Origin of the sequence: Massilia timonae CCUG 45783 (assembly GCF_000315425.1) — a bacterium.
In the GTDB taxonomy this organism is placed as follows: domain Bacteria; phylum Pseudomonadota; class Gammaproteobacteria; order Burkholderiales; family Burkholderiaceae_D; genus Telluria; species Telluria timonae.
Map to the genome: position 1 here is coordinate 613064 of NZ_JH992922.1, position 19570 is coordinate 632633.

The window sequence follows — 19570 nt, forward strand, 5'->3', positions numbered from 1 at the left end:
GACCACACTAGGTCCACCGGCGCGTTTTTTTTGGCCACCTTTTTTGAGAGCGAACGATGCGCGAAGAAGACCTGGTGCTCGGCGACGGCCGCACGCTGCACTTCTACGACCTGGCGCCACCCGGCGAGCAGGAGCTTGTCGTGTTCTGGCACCACGGCACGCCAAACATCGGCCGCCCGCCCGAGCCGCTGTTCGCCCTCGCGGCGCAGCTGGGCATACGCTGGATCGGCTACGACCGCCCGGCTTATGGCGGCTCGTCGGAACGCAGCGGGCGGGACGTCGCCTCGGCGGCCTTCGACGTCGAGCGCATCGCCGACCGGCTGGGCATCAGGCGCTTCGCGGTGATGGGGCATTCGGGCGGCGGCCCGCATGCGCTGGCTTGCGCCGCCCTGCTGCCCGAGCGGGTGGTGGGTGCGGTCAGCATCGCGGGCCTGGCCCCGCCCGATGCGCAGGGACTCGACTGGTTCAGGGGGATGGGCGCATACGGGGCGGCGGGACTGCGCGCGGCGGCGCAGGGGCGCGCGGCCAAGGCACATCACGAGGCGCTCGGGCTCGCGTTCGACCGCGAGATGTTCACGCTTGAAGACTGGGACGCGCTGGCGGGGCCCTGGTCTTGGTTCGACAGCGTGGTGGGGCCGGCGGTGGCCAAGGGGCCTGACGGCGCGATCGACGACGATATCGCCTATGTGACGCCGTGGGGATTCGATTGTTCGCACATCGCCTGTCCGGTGCTGTTCGTGCATGGGGTCCAGGATCGCGTGGTGCCGGCGTCGCATAGCGAATGGCTGGCGCGTCACTGCCGTTGGGCCGAGCTGTGGCGGCAGCCGGGCGATGGGCATATCTCGGTGATGAACTACGCCGCGTCGAGCCTGGTGTGGCTGCGCGGGCAGTTGCGGGCGGACTGACCGACCTTGCGGCGGATGGCGCGCCATGGGCTACCATCCGCTTTCTGCTGCGAGTCGTGGCTTACTGGATCACGCCGCAAGCCATGCGGCCGCCTCCGCCACCCAGCGGCGCCGGATGATCGGAGTGGTTGTCGCCGCCGACGTGGACCATCAGGGCCTTGCCCTTGATATCCGACATCTTCAGGCGCGGGGCGAGGACCGGGTTGGTGGCCATGCCCTTGGCATCCACCGTCAGCGCCGGCAGGTCGCCCAGGTGGCCGTCGCCCCATGGGGTGCCGTGCTTGCCGGTCTTGGCAGGATCGAGGTGGCCGCCCGCGGCGCCGGCCGGGACGGTCTTGCCGTCGGCCTGATTCGGCGCGCAACTGCCGTTGGCGTGGATGTGGAAACCGTGCAGGCCCGGGGTCAGGTCCTTGAGGTCAGGCGTGAGCACCACGCCGTACTTGGTTTCGCTGAGCTTCACGGTGCCCACGGTGGCGCCATCGCCTTTTTCGGTGGCCAGCTTGAGGGTCACGGTGTTATCGGCGGCACTGGCGGCAGCGCATACGGCGCTCAGCAGGACGGCGCTCATCCATCGCATTTTCATTGTTTTCTCCTTCAAAAATATCTACAGGATAGTAAAAAGCCAATTCAGTTTAGACCAATCCCATGCATTGGGGCGTCCTGCTGACTTGGGTTTTACTGGCGACAGCGGTTCTGTTCGGGTTCATCCAGTGCTGTCGGGATACATGAGTTACGTGGAGCCACGGTGACCGGATGTATCGAATACGATTCGCCGACACGTAAGCGCGCACGTTTGAGGAGGGGCAGAGTGGAGCATCCACCGCTGGCTAAGCTGACCAGCAACGCCACATGGTTGACCGGAACTCCACTCTGAGAGAACGTTGTGCCTGAACGCATTTGTCCAGCATGCCATGCCGATGATACCGAGGCCGTCGACTCAGTCGATCGGGCGGATCTGATCCGCAGTTATCGCCAGAAAGGGATCGAGGTCGGCGCCTATCTTCATGGCGGCAGCATTACCTGTCAACGGCGATTGAAAACTGATACAGATTTCGTCGTCCCAGCGATTTAAAACTGATACACCGCCGTCGCCGAACACCGTCCGTGTTCAGCCCATTTCTGCAACATCGCTCCCCCTCATCATCCCGGCCTGTCGCTGGTGCTTCAGCCGGTAGCTCTCACCTGCAATCGGCACGATATGCGCATGGTGCAGCAGCCGGTCGAGCAGGGCCGCGGTGAGCGTCGTATCCTGCGCAAAGGTCGTGTCCCATTGTCCGAACGGCAGGTTACTGGTCACGATCAGGCTGCTGCGCTCATACAAGGCCGCGATCACCTGGAAGAACAGGTTGGCCTGTTCCCGGTTCATCGGCAAGTAACCTATCTCGTCGATGATCAAGAGCCGATATGCCTTGATCGCGCGGTGCATCACCGCTTTCAAATTGTTCTGCGTATGCGCCGTCGTCAGTGCCAGCATGAGGTCGGCCGCCGTCGTGAAGCGCGTCTTGATGCCGGCCTGCGTGGCCTTGTAACCCAGTGCCATCGCCAGGTGCGTTTTGCCTACACCGCTCGGCCCGACCAGTACCACGTTCTCATGCCGCTCGACGAATCCCAGGCCGGCCAGCTCCTCGACTTGGCTGCGCTTTACGCCTTTGGCGAAGTCATAGTTAAATTCGTCCAGCGTCTTCACCACGGGGAATCCTGCCAGACGGGTCATCGTGTTTTGCTTGCGCACGTTGCGCCCAGCTGCTTCCTCCCTCAGCAGCCCCTCCAGGAAGTCGCTGTAGGCCATCTCCTGTTTCGCTGCTTTCTGGGTTGCGGCGCCGTAGCCCTGTGCCACGAACGGCAGGTTCAGGCTCTCGCACAACGCCGCGATACGCTCATGCTGCAGGTTCATGCCGCCACCCCTTCCGATACCCGCACCAGCAGCGCGTCATACACCTGCAACGGATGCTGTACCGGAGAAGGTTGCGCGATCCGCTCCACCACTGCTGCCGGCCGCGGCGCCGCAGGTGCTGCAGCAGCCGGCTGCGGCCTGGCTGCCGCGATGTCCGCCCGCCACGGTGCCGGCAGCGCTTGCAGGTGCTCCACTTCCCGCTTCAAGGCTTCGGCTGGCGGTTCTCCGGTCGTGCCGTGGATGCGCGCATTGGCCACTTCGCGCAGCCAGTGGGCCACCTCGACGTTGGCCGTCACGACGTCGAGCTTCTGGCCGCTCTGTGCCAGCCGGCTCGCCAGCGGCACATAGAACGATCGGCGCAGGTAGCCGTTGAACCGCTCGACCTTACCCTTGGTCTTGGCCCGGTACGGCTGGCACAGCTTGATCACGAAGCCGCTATGCCTGGCATAGTCCAGGAAGCCGGCGTGGAAGCGGTGCTCGCCCTCACCGTACGCATCGCGCTCCAGTACCACCGTCTTCATATTGTCGTACAGGACCCGCCGCGTCACGCCGCCGAACGCTGCAAAGGCGCGCTCGTGGCAGGCGATCAGGGTATCCACCTTCATGTTGTTGACGAACTCCACGTAGCTGGCCCGGCTAAAGCCGAGCGTCGCGCAGAACGCGTGCAATGGCGCGCTGCCTTTACGAAATTCGACCCAGTCCACCTGCAGCTGCTCACCCATCGCCGTCTCGAAACGCACCACCGGATCGGCGGGAGGCGCCGGGCGCAAGGTGCGCACGAAGGCCCTCAACTGGCTCATGCCGCCCTCGTAGCCGCGCGCGGCAATCTCGCGGTACAGCACGGTGGCTGGAATCACGTCGGGCTGAGCAGCTTGCTGCCGATCCCTCAGGTACTGCTCGAACTGCGCCAGCTTCGTCTGGCGTTTGACTTTGCGTTCGTACTTCGGCACGGCCTCCAGGGCCAGGTGCCGGCGCACCGTGTTCACTGCACAGCCTACCTCGGCGGCGATCTGCCGAAGGCTTAACCCATGCTTCTTCAGTAGTTGGATTTCCACGTACACCTCTTTGGGTTTCAAGGCCGCTCCGCAAAGCGGCCATCTTCTCAAAATGGTGTATCAGTTTTCAATCGCTGCCTGTATCAGTTTACAACCGCTGCTGACATTACCTTGTGCCACTGCCACCATTGCGAACTGGGCTTCTTCGATCCGGCCTGCGTGGGTGACGGTCTCTTCTACGAGCAACTACAGACCCAGGACTGGTACTACCAGGACGACAAACCGGAATACGCCCAGGCGGCGACGCTGGTACGACAAGACAGCTCGGTCCTCGAAGTCGGCTGTGGCAAGGGAGCATTCCGGCGCTGGCTGCCGCAATCGATCCGGTACACCGGGCTCGAGTTCAATGACGAGGCCATACAAAAAGCGCGTGCGGCTGGGCTAGACGTCAGGAAACAGCCGGTCGAAGAGCATGCCGCCGTGGGCTCTCGCTACGACGTCGTGTGCGCTTTCCAGGTGCTGGAACACGTCGAGCATCCTAAACAGTTCTTCCATGCCTGTGTCCAGGCGCTCGAGCCCGGTGGAATCCTGATGATCGCCGTGCCAGCCCAGGACAGTTTCCTGGCCATCGCACCGAACTCGCCGCTCAATATGCCGCCGCATCACGTGACGCGCTGGACCGATCGCGCACTGACCAATCTGGCCCACAGTGAAGGTTTCCGCGAAGCCAAGATCTGGCATGAACCCGTCGCCGACTTCCACAGAGACTGGCATGCGACGACGCTGGCCTACCACGCGCTGACTCGGTTCGGACTCTATCAGCCACGTTTGATCGACAACAGCGTGCGCTACCGCCTGCTGGGCCGGATGGTGCGTTTGCCTGCGGTGCGGAGGTATCTCGTACGAAGCGCACTGAAGGCCAGTCCCCGATTGGCAGTTGGGCACACCGTGATGCTGATTGCTTCATGAGCTCGAAAGACTTCCGGATGCGGCATCCCTCTCTTCGAATATTACTGACGCTTGCCTGCTTCGCCTGCCCCAGTATTGTGATGGCAGAAGTCAGCGACAAGGAACCGGTTGCTGTCCTGTTTTGGCAAGTGGGCCTGGCTGCAGCGCTTCTGTGTCTCTTCACCGCCCGCCTGAGGCCATGGCTTGGCGCAGTTTGCTTTGCTCCCGCAGCAATCTGGTTTGCCAGTCTGCTCCTGGAACTTCACTCACCCGACGTTAGCCTATATCTGCGACTTGAACAGGGCAACGGTTACTACCTGCAAGCATATGGCGCCTTCGCGCTTGCCGTAGCCGGACTGGTTGCCGGCTACCTGTGGCACCGCAGCAAACCGCCCTGACGATCCCAAGCGATGACCCATCAGGCAAAAAAAAACGGCACCCCTCAGGGTGCCGTTTTCGCTAACAACTTACGCGATCACTCGCCGTCGTCATGCTGCTCAGCCGAAGCCTGCGCAGTCTGCTGGTCTTCCATCGCCTGCAGCTCGGCAGCCATATTGGCTTTCTCTTGCTGCAGCAGTGCCTGACGCTCTTCCGCTTCCCACACTTCCTTCTCCTTGCGGGCGCGGTGGAATGCCAGACCGGTACCGCCAGGGATCAGGCGGCCGACGATGACGTTCTCTTTCAGGCCGCGCAGACCGTCGCGCTTGCCCATGATCGCCGCTTCGGTCAGCACGCGGGTGGTTTCCTGGAACGATGCGGCCGAGATGAACGAGTCGGTCGACAGCGATGCCTTGGTAATACCCAGCAGCACGTTTTCGTACTGTGCCGGCAGCTTGCCGACGGCGTTGACCTTGTCGTTCTCTTCCAGCAGTTCCGAACGCTCCACCTGCTCGCCGACGATGTAGTCGGTGTCGCCTGCGTCGGTGATCTGAACACGGCGCAGCATCTGGCGAACGATCACCTCGATGTGCTTGTCGTTGATCTTCACGCCCTGCAGACGGTACACGTCCTGCACTTCGTCCACGATGTAGCGGGCCAGCGCTTCGATACCCAGCAGGCGCAGGATGTCTTGCGGATCGGCCGGGCCGTCCACGATCATCTCGCCCTTGTTCACCACCTGGCCGTCGTGCACCAGCACTTGCTTGTCCTTGGTGATCAGGAACTCGTGCTTGTTGCCGTCCATGTCGGTGATTTCCAGGCGCTGCTTGCCCTTGGTCTCTTTACCGAACGCCACGGTACCGGTGACTTCCGCCAGCATGCCCGCGTCTTTCGGCGAACGTGCTTCGAACAGTTCGGCAACGCGCGGCAGACCACCGGTAATGTCGCGGGTCTTCTGCGATTCGGTCGGGATACGTGCCAGCACTTCACCCACGGTCGCTTGCTGACCGTCCTTGACCATGATCAGCGCGCCGACCTGGAAGCCGATCGTCACAGCGTGTTCGGTGCCGGCGATCTTCACTTCCTGGCCTTCTTCGTTCAGCAGCTTGACCTGCGGACGCAGCACCTTGCCCGAACCACGACGCTTCGGATCGATTGCCACCAGGGTCGACAGACCGGTCACTTCATCGACCTGACGTGCGACGGTGACGCCTTCTTCGACGTTCTCGAAGCGGATCGTACCGGCGTATTCGGTGATGATCGGACGGGTCAGCGGATCCCAGGTCGCCAGGGCGGTGCCAGCCTTCACGGTCTGGCCATCCTTGACGATCAGGGTCGCGCCGTACGGCACCTTGTGACGCTCGCGCTCACGGCCGTGGTCGTCGGTGATCAGCACTTCGCCCGAACGGGTAATGACGATTTGCGCGCCCTTGCCGTTGGTGACGTAACGCATGGTCGCGGTGAAGCGGACCGTACCGTTCGACTTGGCTTCGACCGACGATGCCACTGCTGCGCGCGATGCCGCACCACCGATGTGGAAGGTACGCATGGTCAGCTGGGTACCCGGCTCACCGATCGACTGCGCTGCCACCACACCGACTGCTTCGCCGCTGTTGACCAGCATGCCGCGGCCCAGGTCGCGGCCGTAGCACTTGGCGCACAGGCCGTAGCGCGTGTCGCAGTTCAGCGGCGTGCGGACCTTCACCTCGTCGATGCCGACGCGTTCGATCTCTTCGACCATGTCTTCGTCCAGCAGGGTGCCGGCTTCGTACAGGGTTTCCTGGGTTTCAGGGTTGACGACGTCGGTGCCTGCCACGCGGCCGAGGATACGGTCGCGCAGGGCTTCGATGACTTCACCGCCTTCGACCAGCGCCTTCATGTGGGTGCCGTTGCTGGTGCCGCAATCGTCTTCGATCACCACCAGGTCTTGCGTCACGTCCACCAGACGACGGGTCAGGTAACCCGAGTTCGCGGTCTTCAGTGCCGTATCCGCCAGACCTTTACGAGCGCCGTGGGTCGAGATGAAGTACTGCAGAACGTTCAGGCCTTCGCGGAAGTTCGCGGTAATCGGCGTTTCGATAATCGAACCGTCCGGTTTCGCCATCAGGCCGCGCATACCCGCCAGCTGGCGAATCTGGGCTGCCGAACCACGGGCGCCCGAGTCGGCCATCATGTAAATCGCGTTGAACGATTCCTGGGTGCCTTCGGTGCCGTCGCGCTTGGTGACCGGCTCGATCTTGAGCTGGTCCATCATCGCCTTGCCGACTTCATCCGAGGTCTTGCCCCAGATGTCGACGACCTTGTTGTAACGCTCGCCGGCGGTGACCAGACCCGAGGCGTACTGCTGCTCGATCTGCTTCACTTCGGCTTCGGCGGTCGCGATCATGCCCTTCTTGACGTCCGGGATCAGCATGTCGTCGACGGCGATCGAGATGCCGGCGCGGGTCGCCAGGCGGAAGCCCGACTGCATCAGCTTGTCCGCGAAGACGACGGTCGCACGCAGGCCGCACTTGCGGAACGACGTGTTGATCAGCTTCGAGATTTCCTTCTTCTTCAGCGCGCGGTTCAGCACCGAGAACGGCAGGCCTTTCGGCAGGATCTCGGACAGGATCGCACGGCCAACGGTGGTCTCGTAGCGGGTCAGGGTCTGGTCGAAGCCGCCTTCGGCGTTCTTCGGGAACTCAACGATACGCACCGTGATGCGGGTCGCCAGTTCGACTTCCTTGTTGTCGTACGCGCGGATGACTTCCGACACGTCCGGGAACATCATGCCTTCGCCCTTGGCGTTGATCGCCTCGCGCGACGCGTAGTACAGACCCAGCACGATATCCTGCGACGGCACGATCGACGGTTCGCCGTTCGATGGGAACAGGATGTTGTTCGACGCCAGCATCAGCGTACGCGCTTCCATCTGCGCTTCGATCGACAGCGGCACGTGGACTGCCATCTGGTCACCGTCGAAGTCGGCGTTGAACGCCGCGCAGACCAGCGGGTGCAGCTGGATCGCTTTACCTTCGATCAGGACTGGCTCGAACGCCTGGATACCGAGACGGTGCAGCGTAGGCGCACGGTTCAGCATGACCGGGTGTTCTTTGATGACTTCTTCCAGGATGTCCCAAACGACTGGTTCCTGAACTTCCACGAGCTTTTTCGCGGCCTTGATGGTGGTCGCGAGACCCATCAGTTCCAGCTTGTTGAAGATAAAGGGTTTGAAAAGCTCGAGAGCCATCAGCTTCGGCAGACCGCACTGGTGCAGTTTCAGCTGTGGACCCACCACGATGACCGAACGGCCCGAGTAGTCGACGCGCTTACCCAGCAAGTTCTGACGGAAACGACCGCCCTTACCCTTGATCATCTCGGCCAGCGACTTCAGCGGACGCTTGTTGGCGCCGGTCATCGCTTTGCCGCGACGGCCGTTGTCCAGCAGCGAGTCGACCGCTTCCTGCAGCATGCGCTTTTCGTTACGCGTAATGATCTCTGGTGCGCGCAGTTCCATCAGGCGCTTCAGGCGGTTATTACGGTTGATGACGCGGCGATACAGGTCGTTCAGGTCAGACGTGGCGAAACGGCCGCCGTCCAGCGGGACGAGCGGACGCAGCTCTGGCGGCAGGACCGGCAGAACTTCCATGATCATCCACTCAGGCTTGATGCCCGAACGCTGGAACGCCTCGAGCACTTTCAGGCGCTTGGCGTATTTCTTGATCTTGGCTTCGGATTTCGATTCCTTGAGCTCCACGCGCAGGGCTTCGGCATCGCGGTGGATGTCGATCGAGCGCAGCAGTTCACGGATGCCTTCGGCGCCCATGAATGCGGTGAAGTCGTCGCCGTACTCTTCGTACTTGGCGGCGTAGTCGTCTTCCGACATGATCTGGCTCTTCTTGAGCGGGGTCATGCCAGGATCGGTGACGACGTATGCTTCGAAGTACAGCACGCGTTCGATATCGCGCAGGGTCATGTCCAGGACCATGCCCAGACGCGACGGCAGCGATTTCAGGAACCAGATGTGAGCGACTGGCGACGCCAGTTCGATGTGGCCCATGCGCTCGCGGCGCACTTTAGCCAGGGTGACTTCGACGCCGCACTTTTCGCAGATCACGCCGCGGTGCTTCAGGCGCTTGTACTTGCCGCACAGGCATTCGTAGTCCTTGATCGGGCCAAAGATCTTGGCGCAGAACAGGCCGTCACGCTCAGGCTTGAACGTACGGTAGTTGATGGTTTCCGGCTTCTTGACTTCGCCGAACGACCACGAACGGATTTTTTCAGGCGACGCCAGGCCAATCTTGATGGCGTCGAAACTTTCGTTTTGCTGAACTTGCTTGAATAGATCGAGCAGTGCTTTCATGTATCACTCCAAAGGTGATTGATTCTGTACTGAATACTACTACCGCCACGTTCTCACCGATTTTCGCCGGCGTTTGCTGATCCCACTATCCTAAAAACCGTCATTCCCGCGCAGGCGGGAATCCAAGTTTGCCGGCTGATCGCCGGGCTTAGGTTCCCGCCTGCGCGGGAACGACGGTCTTGAAGGCGCGGACCAGCCCGAAGGCTGGCGGCCATGCTGGCCCTGCTTAGTTGCGCTCGAGATCGATGTCGATACCCAGCGAACGGATTTCCTTGACCAGCACGTTGAACGATTCCGGCATGCCGGCGTCGATCACGTGGTCGCCCTTGACCAGGTTCTCGTACACCTTGGTACGGCCGTTCACGTCGTCCGACTTCACAGTCAGCATTTCCTGCAGCACGTACGATGCGCCGTACGCTTCCAGTGCCCACACCTCCATCTCACCGAAGCGCTGGCCACCGAACTGGGCTTTACCGCCCAGCGGCTGCTGCGTCACCAGCGAGTACGGACCGGTCGAACGGGCGTGCATCTTGTCGTCGACCAGGTGGTGCAGCTTCAGCATGTGCATGAAGCCGACGGTGACCTTGCGCTCGAACGCTTCGCCGGTGCGGCCGTCGAACATGGTGACCTGGTTCTTCGACGGCGTCATGCCCAGGTGGGCAGCGATGTCGTCCGGGAACGCCAGGTCCAGCATGCGGCGGATGTCTTCCTCGTGGGCGCCATCGAACACCGGGGTCGCGAACGGCACGCCGTTCTTGAGGTTCTGTGCCAGGCTCAGGATTTCTTCATCGCTGAAGCTGTCCAGGTCTTCCTTGCGGCCGGTTTCGTTGTAGATCTTGCCCAGGAAGGTGCGCAGATCTGCCGCCTTCGCTTGCGCCTGCAGCATTTCGCCGATGCGCCAGCCCAGACCTTTGGCTGCCCAACCGAGGTGGGTTTCCAGGATCTGACCGACGTTCATACGCGACGGAACGCCCAGCGGGTTCAGCACGACGTCGGCAGGACGACCGTCCGCCATGAACGGCATGTCTTCCACCGGCACGATACGCGAGACCACACCCTTGTTACCGTGGCGGCCCGCCATCTTGTCGCCCGACTGCAGGCGGCGCTTGACGGCCAGGTAGACCTTGACCATCTTCTGCACGCCAGGCTGCAGCTCGTCGCCCTGGGTCAACTTCTTGCGCTTTTCTTCGAAGGCCAGGTCGAACTGGTGACGCTTTTCGTTGATCGATTCCTTGATCGCTTCCAGCGCGTTCGCGGTGTCGTCGTCGGCCGGACGGATGTCGAACCAGTGGAACTTGTCCAGGTCCGCCAGGTATTCCGAGGTGATCGCCGCGCCCTTGGCCAGCTTCTTCGGACCGCCGTTGACGATCTTGCCGACCAGCATACGCTCCAGACGCTCGAAGGCATCGCCTTCCACGATACGCATCTGGTCGTTCAGGTCCAGGCGGAAACGCTTCAGCTCGTCGTCGATGATCTGCTGGGCGCGCTTGTCGCGCTGGATGCCTTCGCGGGTGAACACTTGCACGTCGATCACGGTGCCGACCATGCCCGAAGGCACGCGCAGCGAGGTGTCTTTCACGTCCGACGCTTTTTCGCCGAAGATCGCGCGCAGCAGCTTTTCTTCAGGGGTCAGCTGGGTCTCGCCTTTCGGGGTGACCTTACCGACCAGCACGTCGCCGGCTTGCACTTCGGCGCCGATGTAGACGATGCCCGATTCATCCAGGCGCGCCAGCTGGTTTTCTGCCAGGTTCGAGATGTCGCGGGTGATTTCTTCCGCGCCCAGCTTGGTGTCGCGAGCGACCACCGACAGCTCTTCGATGTGGATCGAGGTGTAACGGTCGTCCTTGACCACGTTTTCCGAGATCAGGATCGAGTCTTCGAAGTTCAGGCCGTTCCACGGCATGAACGCCACCAGCATGTTCTGGCCCAGTGCCAGCTCGCCCAGGTCGGTCGATGCGCCGTCGGCAATCACGTCGCCACGGGCAACGCGGTCGCCAACCTGCACGATTGGACGCTGGTTGATGTTGGTGTTCTGGTTCGAACGGGTGTACTTGATCAGGTTGTAGATGTCGACGCCGACTTCGCCAGCCTGCGCTTCATCGTCGTTCACGCGAATGACCACGCGACCGGCATCGATGTAGTCGACCACGCCGCCACGCAGGGCCTGCACGGTGGTGCCCGAGTCGACCGCGACGGTGCGCTCGATACCGGTGCCGACCACGGCTTTCTCTGGACGCAGGCAAGGCACGGCCTGGCGCTGCATGTTGGCGCCCATCAGTGCACGGTTCGCGTCATCGTGCTCCAGGAACGGAATCAGCGATGCTGCGACCGACACGATCTGGCCCGGGGCGACGTCCATGTACTGGATGCGCTCTGGCGAGACCAGGATCGTTTCGCCGGCTTCACGCGCCGAGACCAGTTCGTCGACCAGCTGGCCTTCGTCGTTGATCTTCGCATTCGCCTGGGCGATGATGTAGCGGCCTTCTTCGATCGCCGACAGGTATTCGATCTTGTCGGTGACTTTCGAATCCTCGACCTTTCGGTACGGGGTTTCCAGGAAGCCGTATTCGTTCAGGCGGGCGTACAGAGCCAGCGAGTTGATCAGGCCGATGTTCGGGCCTTCAGGCGTTTCGATCGGGCACACGCGGCCGTAGTGGGTCGGGTGCACGTCGCGCACCTCGAAGCCGGCGCGTTCGCGGGTCAGACCGCCCGGTCCCAGTGCCGAGACGCGGCGCTTGTGGGTGACTTCCGACAGCGGGTTGGTCTGGTCCATGAACTGCGACAGCTGCGACGAACCGAAGAATTCGCGGATCGCGGCCGAGATCGGCTTGCTGTTGATCAGGTCGTGCGGCATCAGGTTGTCCGCTTCGGCCTGGCCGAGGCGTTCCTTGACGGCGCGTTCCACGCGCACCAGGCCGGCACGGAACTGGTTCTCAGCCAGTTCGCCGACGCAACGCACGCGGCGGTTACCCAGGTGATCGATGTCGTCGACTTCGCCGCGGCCATTGCGCAGCTCGACCAGGATCTTGATCACGGCCAGGATGTCTTCATTCGACAGGGTCATGTCGCCGGTCAGTTCGTCACGGCCGATACGGCGGTTGAACTTCATGCGGCCGACAGCCGACAGGTCGTAGCGTTCCGGCATGTAGAACAAGCCGTTGAACAGGGCTTCGACCGACTCTTCGGTTGGCGGTTCGCCAGGACGCATCATGCGGTAGATCGCCACGCGTGCGGCGGTCTGGTCGGCGGTGTCGTCGGTGCGCAGGGTTTGCGAGATGTAGGCGCCCTGGTCCAGATCGTTGGTGTACAAGGTCTGGATGTCGGTCACGCTGGCGTCGCGCAGCTTGCCCAGCAGTTCTTCGGTCAGCTCGTCGTTGGCCACGGCGATGATCTCGCCGGTGTCCTGGTCGACGATATTCTTGGCCAGCACGCGGCCCAGCAGGTAGTCTTCCGGCACCGAAATGCTCTTGATACCGGCGGCTTCGATGTCACGGACGTGCTTGGCGTTGATGCGCTTGTCCTTGGTGACGATGGTCTTGCCCGACTTCGGATCGACGATGTCGAAGCGCGCGACTTCGCCGCGCAGACGCTCGGAAACGAACTCGAGTTCGCCGCCGTCGTTACGCAGGGTGAAGTTGTCGAAGACGAAGAAGTTCGCCAGGATCTGCTCCGGCGTCATGCCGATGGCCTTCAGCAGGATCGTTACCGGCATCTTGCGGCGACGGTCGACGCGGAAGAACAGGATGTCTTTCGGGTCGAACTCGAAGTCCAGCCACGAGCCGCGGTAAGGAATGATACGTGCCGAGAACAGCAGCTTGCCCGACGAGTGGGTCTTGCCGCGGTCGTGTTCGAAGAACACGCCAGGCGAACGGTGCAGCTGGGAGACGATGACGCGCTCGGTGCCGTTGATCACGAACGAACCGTTCGTGGTCATCAGCGGCAGCTCGCCCATATAGACTTCCTGCTCTTTCATTTCCTTGACGACTGGCTTGGTCGGCGATTCCTTGTCCAGGATCACCAGACGCACCTTGGCGCGCAGCGGCGACGCGAAGGTCAGGCCACGCTGCTGGCACTCTTTCACGTCAAACGCAGGGTCGCCCAGCACATACGACAGGAACTCGAGGCGCGCAAAACCATTGTGCGACACGATAGGGAAAATCGAGGAGAAGGCCGATTGCAGGCCTTCGTTCTTGCGCGAGGACGGAGCGAATTCGGCCTGCAGGAAGTTCTCGTAGGATTCCAGCTGGGTAGCCAGCAGGTAGGGAACGTTGTGAACGTTGGCGCGCTTCGCGAACGATTTGCGAATGCGCTTCTTCTCAGTAAATGAGTAGTGCATGGACACTCCGTGAGTGACAGAAAGGATGGAGAATTCAGGAATTGCCAGTGGCGAACGCCACTACCACACGCAAGCCCTGAAGTCTCTTACTCTTTCGCGCCAGATGAAAAGGACAAGCAAACTGCTGTGATACGATGCTGCTGAAACGGGGTACTACTTATTCCCTGTCGCCATGTAAATCTCGACGTTTGCCGCAGGGACGACAAAAGAGCCAAAGCCGCATCCCCTGCCTTCCGGCAGGTTTTGCAAGCTTTGACTCCCGCGCTGGGCACTGTATTTCAAGCGCCCGGTGCTTATGTATTACTTCAGCTCGGCCTTGGCGCCAGCTTCTTCCAGCTTCTTCTTAGCGGCTTCAGCGTCAGCTTTTGGCAGGGCTTCTTTCACGGTCTTCGGTGCGCCGTCGACCAGGTCTTTAGCTTCTTTCAGGCCCAGACCGGTGATTTCACGGACTGCCTTGATGACGCCGACCTTGTTCGCGCCGACTTCCGACAGAACAACGTTGAACTCGGTCTGCTCTTCAGCAGCAGCTGCACCGCCAGCGGCGCCGCCAGCTGCCGGTGCTGCCATTGCAGCTGCCGACACGCCGAACTTCTCTTCGAATGCCTTGACCAGTTCGTTCAGGTCCATGACGGACATTTCGCTCACTGCGTTCAGGATATCGTCTTTGCTAATTGCCATTTGAAACTCCAGTTGTATATTGTGTGTAGTTAGTACTTGAGAAAAAAGGCTGCGCTATTAAGCTGCAGCGGTTTCTTCGGCTGCAGGAGCAGCTTCCGAACCTTCGCCTTTTTTCGCTGCCAGTGCAGCCAGACCACGTGCAAAGCCCGACACCGGAGCCAGCATGACGCCCAACAGCTGCGAGATGAGGACTTCACGGGATGGGATGCTTGCCAACGCGGTAACACCAGCTACGTCGAGCTGCTTACCTGCGTAGTTACCGGCTTTCAGGACCAGCTTGTCGTTGGTTTTCGCGAAGTCGGCGAGGACTTTAGCGGCAGCAACGGCGTCGTCCGAGATCGAGTAGATCAGCGGACCGGTCATGGCGTCAGCCAGCGGGGCAAACTGCGTGCCTTCGACAGAGCGGCGAGCCAGCGTGTTCTTCAGAACACGCAGGTACACACCCTGGGCACGTGCGGTTGCACGGAGCTTGGTCAAGTGACTAACCTGGATGCCACGGTACTCAGCCACGACGATGGTTTGCGCAGTTGCTACTTTTGCGGAAACTTCTTCGACGACGACCTTTTTGTCATTCAGATTAAGACCCACGGTCAATCTCCTTAAATGATATGAACGGATGTCCATATCGGTTCGAACACACGGCGTCCGAAGTTAAGAAGTCTTAAAACTGGGCGGATACATTCACACAGCTGGACTACAAAACTTGTTCGGGTACACCATCTGCGTTGGGTGGTCTATTAACCGTCAGCTCAACCTCTGCTTTCGGCCCAACGGTCTTTGATTGCCTGCCGGAGCGGTGTTCAGCTCCGACAGCCCAAAGATGCGCCCAGTGCCGAAGCACCGGGACTTAATGCTGTTACTTAGGCAGCAGCCGAGATCGAAGCGTGATCGACACGGACGCCAGCGCCCATGGTCGACGACAGGGCGACCTTACGCAGGTACACGCCTTTCGAGGTGGCCGGCTTGGCCTTGTTCAGTGCGTCGATCAGGGCGACCAGGTTGGTCTTCAGATCTGCGTCGCTGAACGACTTGCGACCGATGGTCGCGTGGACGATACCTGCCTTGTCGGTACGGTACTGGACCTGACCGGCTTTGGCGTTCTTGACGGCGGTAGCGACGTCAGGGGTCACGGTGCCGACTTTCGGGTTCGGCATCAGGCCGCGTGGGCCCAGGATCTGACCCAGGGTACCGACGATACGCATGGTGTCTGGCGAAGCGATGACGATGTCGAACGGCATGTCGCCGGCCTTCACGCGCTCTGCCAGGTCTTCCATGCCGACCACGTCGGCGCCGGCTGCCTTGGCAGCTTCAGCCTTGTCGCCCGAAGCGAACACAGCGACGCGCACGGTCTTGCCGGTGCCAGCTGGCAGCACGACCGAACCGCGGACCACTTGATCCGACTTCTTCGGGTCCACGCCCAGTTGAACGGCGACGTCGATCGACTCGTTGAACTTGGCGGTGGCGAATTCCTTGATGATCGACACAGCGTTGTCGAACTCATAGACCTTGTTACGGTCAACTTTTGCTTTGATTGCTTTGACGCGCTTGGACAGCTTAGCCATTACAGACCCTCCACCGTGATGCCCATCGAACGTGCCGAGCCAGCGATGATACGCACTGCTGCGTCCATGTCGGCGGCGGTCAGGTCCGGCTGCTTGGTTTTTGCGATTTCTTCAGCTTGAGCGCGGGTCAGCTTGGCAACCTTGTCGGTGTGCGGCTTGGCCGAGCCCTTGGTGATGCCGGCGGCTTTCTTGATCAGGTAGGTTGCCGGTGGGGTCTTCATCACGAAGGTGAAGGACTTGTCGGCGAACGCGGTGATCACGACCGGGATCGGCATGCCTGGTTCCATACCCTGGGTCTGCGCGTTGAACGCCTTGCAGAATTCCATGATGTTCAGGCCACGCTGACCGAGTGCAGGACCGATCGGTGGGGATGGGTTTGCCTTACCAGCTGGGACTTGCAGCTTGATAAAGCCAATGATTTTCTTTGCCATGTCTGGCTCCTATCTTGACTTGAGTAGTAGCGCCCCACCACGACTACTCGTCTCGGCGGGGCTCCTCTTACCGGATTCCGCCTGACTACTGCGACGCTCCGATTACGGCGTTTAGACTTTCTCTACCTGTCCGAACTCCAGCTCCACCGGAGTCGAACGACCGAAGATGGTAACAGAAACACGCACCTTCGACTTTTCGTAGTTGACTTCCTCGACGTTGCCGTTGAAGTCGGTGAACGGGCCTTCCTTGATGCGGACTTGCTCGCCCACTTCGTACAGCACTTTTGGCCGTGGCTTTTCGACACCCTCTTGCACCTGCTGCATGATCTTGTCGATCTCGCGTGCTGGGATCGGGGTCGGCTTGTTCGATTTGCCGCCGATGAAGCCGGTGACCTTGCTGGTGTTCTTCACCAGGTGCCAGGTTTCGTCGGTCATTTCCATCTCAACCAGCACGTAGCCCGGGAAGAAGCGGCGCTCGGAAACGGCTTTGGTGCCGTTGCGCATCTCGACGACTTCCTCGGTCGGCACCAGGATCTGGCCGAACTGGTCTTGCATCCCTGCGCGCTCGACGCGCTCGTTCAGGGCGCGCATCACGCTCTTTTCCATGCCCGAATAGACATGGACGACGTACCAGCGCTTGTTGCTGACCGGGACGCTCAGCGGCGCAGCCGCAGCGTCTTGTGCCGGGACATCGCCCGGCACTGGTGCATTGTCTTGCACGTTATCGCTCATGTTATTTCCAACCCAGGACAAAGTCGTACAACAGGAGCTCGAGAAGCTTATCCGTGCCCCACAGGAAAATCGCCATCACGACCACGAAGGCGAACACGATGCCGGTGATCTGCATGGCTTCGCGGCGGGTAGGCCAGACGACCTTCTTGGTCTCGCGCACCGACTCCTTGGCGAAGCTCAGGAAATCACGGCCAGTGGTGGAAGTCCACAAAAGCAGGACAGCAAAAACTAAACCAGCCACGAGGGCGCCTGCGGCGACCAAGGCTGGTTTGTTCTGGCCAGTCAGGTAGAAGAACCCGACGACGCCTGCAATCGCTGCAACCACCGCCAGCGCGACCTTGAACTTGTCATTCGAGGTGCTGACAGTTTGCACGGATTGATTAGACATTCTTCTTTACTTTCGGTGCTGCGCACCAGAATTCGGTGGCAGGGGCGGAGGGAATCGAACCCGCGACCTTCGGTTTTGGAGACCGACGCTCTGCCAATTGAGCTACACCCCTACGAAAACTTTACTGCTGAATCCAGCATTATACAGCAAGCGCGCGCTCGCTGGCAATGCTGTTCGAGGGAAACGGAGATGTTTCCGTTTCCCTTTGTCGCCTGATGAATTAGGCGATGATCTTGGCAACCACGCCGGCGCCGACGGTACGGCCGCCTTCGCGGATTGCGAAGCGCAGACCTTCTTCCATCGCGATCGGAGCGATCAGCTTGACGGTGATCGAGACGTTGTCGCCTGGCATGACCATTTCTTTGTCTGCTGGCAGTTCGATCGAACCGGTCACGTCAGTCGTACGGAAGTAGAACTGAGGACGATAGTTGTTGAAGAACGGGGTGTGACGGCCGCCTTCGTCTTTCGACAGGACGTAGATCTCACCGGTGAAGTTGCTGTGTGGCTTGATCGAGCCTGGCTTTGCCAGAACCTGACCACGCTGCACGTCTTCACGCTTGGTGCCGCGCAGCAGCAGACCGACGTTGTCGCCAGCTTGACCTTGGTCCAGCAGCTTGCGGAACATTTCCACGCCGGTGCAGGTGGTCTTGACGGTGTCAACGATACCGACGATTTCGATTTCTTCGCCGACTTTGATCACGCCGCGCTCGACACGACCGGTCACGACGGTGCCGCGGCCCGAGATCGAGAACACGTCTTCGACTGGCATCAGGAAGGCGCCGTCAACAGCACGTTCCGGGGTTGGGATGTAGGTGTCCAGAGCTTCTGCCAGACGGGCGATGCACTCTTCGCCCATTTCGCCTGGCTGGCCTTCCAGCGCCATACGTGCCGAACCCTTGATGATTGGCAGGTCGTCGCCTGGGAACTCGTACTTCGACAGCAGTTCGCGCACTTCCATTTCGACCAGTTCCAGCAGTTCTGCGTCGTCGACCAGGTCGCACTTGTTCAGGAACACGATGATGTATGGAACGCCAACCTGACGCGCCAGCAGGATGTGCTCGCGGGTCTGTGGCATTGGGCCGTCAGCGGCCGAGCACACCAGGATCGCGCCGTCCATCTGCGCAGCACCGGTAATCATGTTCTTGATGTAGTCGGCGTGGCCTGGGCAGTCAACGTGAGCGTAGTGACGGTTTTCGGTTTCGTACTCGACGTGCGCGGTGTTGATGGTGATGCCGCGTGCTTTTTCTTCTGGAGCCGCGTCGATCTGGTCGTAGGCCTTGGCTTCGCCGCCGAATTTCTTCGACAGGACGGTAGCGATTGCAGCCGTCAGGGTGGTTTTACCGTGGTCAACGTGACCGATGGTGCCGACGTTCACGTGCGGCTTGGTCCGTTCGAATTTACCTTTTGCCATTTCAGACTCCTAAGATCTAACGATATTTTGGGGATTACCAGGCACACCTGACGGACGAGTGCAACGCGACTGCCGTACAAAATTCTGGTGCCCTTGACGTGGATTGAACACGTGGCCTCTCCCTTACCAAGGGAGTGCTCTACCACTGAGCTACAAGGGCTGATTTTTGCGATGTAGAAACCACCGCACTAACTGGAGCGGGTGAAGGGAATCGAACCCTCGTCGTAAGCTTGGAAGGCTTCTGCTCTACCATTGAGCTACACCCGCGAGGTACAACTTCAAATCCGACTTCACGATCTTCTTTTTGGTGGTGGGGGCTGGATTCGAACCAGCGTACTCAGAGAGGGCAGATTTACAGTCTGCTGCCTTTAACCACTCGGCCACCCCACCGCGAAGAACCGCAGAGTATGAAGCAAGCTCAACGTACTGTCAATCAGGTTTTGGTAGAAGATTTTCTACTTCGCCTGACAGCGTTGCTTCGGGGCGTGATTGTAACGGTCGGACTGTAAAGCTGCAAGGGTGATTTTGCCAAGTGCGAAAAAATCTTTATGAACTGATTCGGAATAGTTC

The 19570-nt window shown here is 60.6% G+C and carries 16 protein-coding genes and 4 tRNA genes; 3 read left to right on the top strand and 17 right to left on the bottom strand.

Translation table 11 applies throughout. The features are described from left to right. Window positions 1–56 precede the first annotated feature (56 nt). Entirely contained in the window at window positions 57–905 is an 849-nt protein-coding gene (locus tag HMPREF9710_RS02545; RefSeq protein WP_005663608.1) for an alpha/beta fold hydrolase, read from the top strand. A gap of 61 nt (window positions 906–966) precedes the next feature. On the opposite strand, the gene sodC is transcribed toward HMPREF9710_RS02545, so the two are convergent. The 4 genes from sodC to istA form a co-directional block, all read right to left on the bottom strand. Next, window positions 967–1488 (bottom strand): superoxide dismutase family protein, encoded by a 522-nt coding sequence (gene sodC, locus HMPREF9710_RS02550; RefSeq protein WP_005663610.1) that lies wholly within the window; start codon window positions 1486–1488, stop codon window positions 967–969. A 354-nt stretch (window positions 1489–1842) separates the two neighbouring features. Continuing rightward, window positions 1843–2004 carry a hypothetical protein gene (locus tag HMPREF9710_RS27640; RefSeq protein ID WP_157225415.1) on the bottom strand — a complete coding sequence of 54 codons (162 nt, stop codon included), beginning with the start codon at window positions 2002–2004 and terminating at the stop codon, window positions 1843–1845. A 9-nt stretch (window positions 2005–2013) separates the two neighbouring features. Next, a complete protein-coding gene (istB, locus tag HMPREF9710_RS02555) occupies window positions 2014–2799 on the bottom strand; it encodes an IS21-like element helper ATPase IstB (protein ID WP_005663619.1) in 786 nt (261 codons plus the stop codon). Then, window positions 2796–3875: an IS21 family transposase gene (gene istA, locus HMPREF9710_RS02560; protein WP_005663623.1), complete on the bottom strand. Its 1080-nt coding sequence runs from the start codon at window positions 3873–3875 to the stop codon at window positions 2796–2798. The genes istB and istA overlap by 4 nt, the downstream gene beginning before the upstream one ends. Before the next feature lie 90 nt (window positions 3876–3965). Between istA and HMPREF9710_RS26405 the strand changes: the two genes are divergently transcribed. Then, on the top strand, window positions 3966–4763 hold the full coding sequence (locus tag HMPREF9710_RS26405) for a class I SAM-dependent methyltransferase (RefSeq protein ID WP_005663624.1): 798 nt from the start codon (window positions 3966–3968) through the stop codon (window positions 4761–4763). Beyond that, window positions 4760–5140 (top strand): hypothetical protein, encoded by a 381-nt coding sequence (locus tag HMPREF9710_RS27645; protein ID WP_143054458.1) that lies wholly within the window; start codon window positions 4760–4762, stop codon window positions 5138–5140. Before HMPREF9710_RS26405 ends, HMPREF9710_RS27645 begins: the two co-directional genes overlap by 4 nt. 77 nt (window positions 5141–5217) lie before the next feature. On the opposite strand, the gene rpoC is transcribed toward HMPREF9710_RS27645, so the two are convergent. The 13 genes from rpoC to HMPREF9710_RS02630 all read right to left on the bottom strand — a co-directional run bounded on the left by rpoC (window position 5218) and on the right by HMPREF9710_RS02630 (window position 19390). Next, the gene (gene rpoC, locus HMPREF9710_RS02570) at window positions 5218–9462 is read right to left on the bottom strand and encodes a DNA-directed RNA polymerase subunit beta' (protein ID WP_005663626.1); all 4245 of its coding nucleotides are present in this window, start codon (window positions 9460–9462) and stop codon (window positions 5218–5220) included. Between the two features lie 226 nt (window positions 9463–9688). Then, on the bottom strand, window positions 9689–13798 hold the full coding sequence (gene rpoB, locus HMPREF9710_RS02575) for a DNA-directed RNA polymerase subunit beta (RefSeq protein WP_005663627.1): 4110 nt from the start codon (window positions 13796–13798) through the stop codon (window positions 9689–9691). A 300-nt stretch (window positions 13799–14098) separates the two neighbouring features. After that, window positions 14099–14476, bottom strand: a complete 378-nt coding sequence (rplL, locus tag HMPREF9710_RS02580) for a 50S ribosomal protein L7/L12 (protein ID WP_005663628.1) — start codon at window positions 14474–14476, stop codon at window positions 14099–14101. 57 nt (window positions 14477–14533) lie between these two features. Next, window positions 14534–15064 (bottom strand): 50S ribosomal protein L10, encoded by a 531-nt coding sequence (rplJ, locus tag HMPREF9710_RS02585; RefSeq protein WP_005663630.1) that lies wholly within the window; start codon window positions 15062–15064, stop codon window positions 14534–14536. A 272-nt stretch (window positions 15065–15336) separates the two neighbouring features. After that, window positions 15337–16038, bottom strand: coding sequence for a 50S ribosomal protein L1 (gene rplA / locus HMPREF9710_RS02590; RefSeq protein WP_005663632.1), 702 nt, complete (start codon window positions 16036–16038; stop codon window positions 15337–15339). Beyond that, a complete protein-coding gene (gene rplK / locus HMPREF9710_RS02595) occupies window positions 16038–16469 on the bottom strand; it encodes a 50S ribosomal protein L11 (protein WP_005663634.1) in 432 nt (143 codons plus the stop codon). The genes rplA and rplK overlap by 1 nt, the downstream gene beginning before the upstream one ends. A 111-nt stretch (window positions 16470–16580) precedes the next feature. After that, on the bottom strand, window positions 16581–17201 hold the full coding sequence (nusG, locus tag HMPREF9710_RS02600) for a transcription termination/antitermination protein NusG (protein ID WP_005663636.1): 621 nt from the start codon (window positions 17199–17201) through the stop codon (window positions 16581–16583). A 1-nt stretch (window position 17202) separates the two neighbouring features. After that, entirely contained in the window at window positions 17203–17589 is a 387-nt protein-coding gene (gene secE, locus HMPREF9710_RS02605) for a preprotein translocase subunit SecE (protein ID WP_005663637.1), read from the bottom strand. A 36-nt stretch (window positions 17590–17625) separates the two neighbouring features. Continuing rightward, window positions 17626–17701, bottom strand: a tRNA-Trp gene (locus tag HMPREF9710_RS02610). 108 nt (window positions 17702–17809) lie between these two features. After that, window positions 17810–19000, bottom strand: a complete 1191-nt coding sequence (tuf, locus tag HMPREF9710_RS02615) for an elongation factor Tu (protein WP_005663511.1) — start codon at window positions 18998–19000, stop codon at window positions 17810–17812. A gap of 85 nt (window positions 19001–19085) precedes the next feature. Further along, window positions 19086–19160 (bottom strand) — tRNA-Thr (locus tag HMPREF9710_RS02620). Window positions 19161–19193: 33 nt separating this feature from the next. Continuing rightward, window positions 19194–19267: transfer RNA gene (locus HMPREF9710_RS02625), tRNA-Gly, on the bottom strand. 38 nt (window positions 19268–19305) lie between these two features. After that, window positions 19306–19390: transfer RNA gene (locus HMPREF9710_RS02630), tRNA-Tyr, on the bottom strand. Window positions 19391–19570: the final 180 nt, after the last annotated feature.

Coding starts and splice junctions, on each gene's coding strand:
- rpoB (WP_005663627.1), bottom strand. CDS start 13,798: ATGCACTACTCATTTACTGAGAAGAAGCGCATTCGCAAATCGTTCGCG.
- istB (WP_005663619.1), bottom strand. CDS start 2,799: ATGAACCTGCAGCATGAGCGTATCGCGGCGTTGTGCGAGAGCCTGAAC.
- rpoC (WP_005663626.1), bottom strand. CDS start 9,462: ATGAAAGCACTGCTCGATCTATTCAAGCAAGTTCAGCAAAACGAAAGT.
- rplL (WP_005663628.1), bottom strand. CDS start 14,476: ATGGCAATTAGCAAAGACGATATCCTGAACGCAGTGAGCGAAATGTCC.
- HMPREF9710_RS27645 (WP_143054458.1), top strand. CDS start 4,760: ATGAGCTCGAAAGACTTCCGGATGCGGCATCCCTCTCTTCGAATATTA.
- HMPREF9710_RS02545 (WP_005663608.1), top strand. CDS start 57: ATGCGCGAAGAAGACCTGGTGCTCGGCGACGGCCGCACGCTGCACTTC.
- secE (WP_005663637.1), bottom strand. CDS start 17,589: ATGTCTAATCAATCCGTGCAAACTGTCAGCACCTCGAATGACAAGTTC.
- sodC (WP_005663610.1), bottom strand. CDS start 1,488: ATGAAAATGCGATGGATGAGCGCCGTCCTGCTGAGCGCCGTATGCGCT.
- nusG (WP_005663636.1), bottom strand. CDS start 17,201: ATGAGCGATAACGTGCAAGACAATGCACCAGTGCCGGGCGATGTCCCG.
- rplK (WP_005663634.1), bottom strand. CDS start 16,469: ATGGCAAAGAAAATCATTGGCTTTATCAAGCTGCAAGTCCCAGCTGGT.
- tuf (WP_005663511.1), bottom strand. CDS start 19,000: ATGGCAAAAGGTAAATTCGAACGGACCAAGCCGCACGTGAACGTCGGC.
- rplA (WP_005663632.1), bottom strand. CDS start 16,038: ATGGCTAAGCTGTCCAAGCGCGTCAAAGCAATCAAAGCAAAAGTTGAC.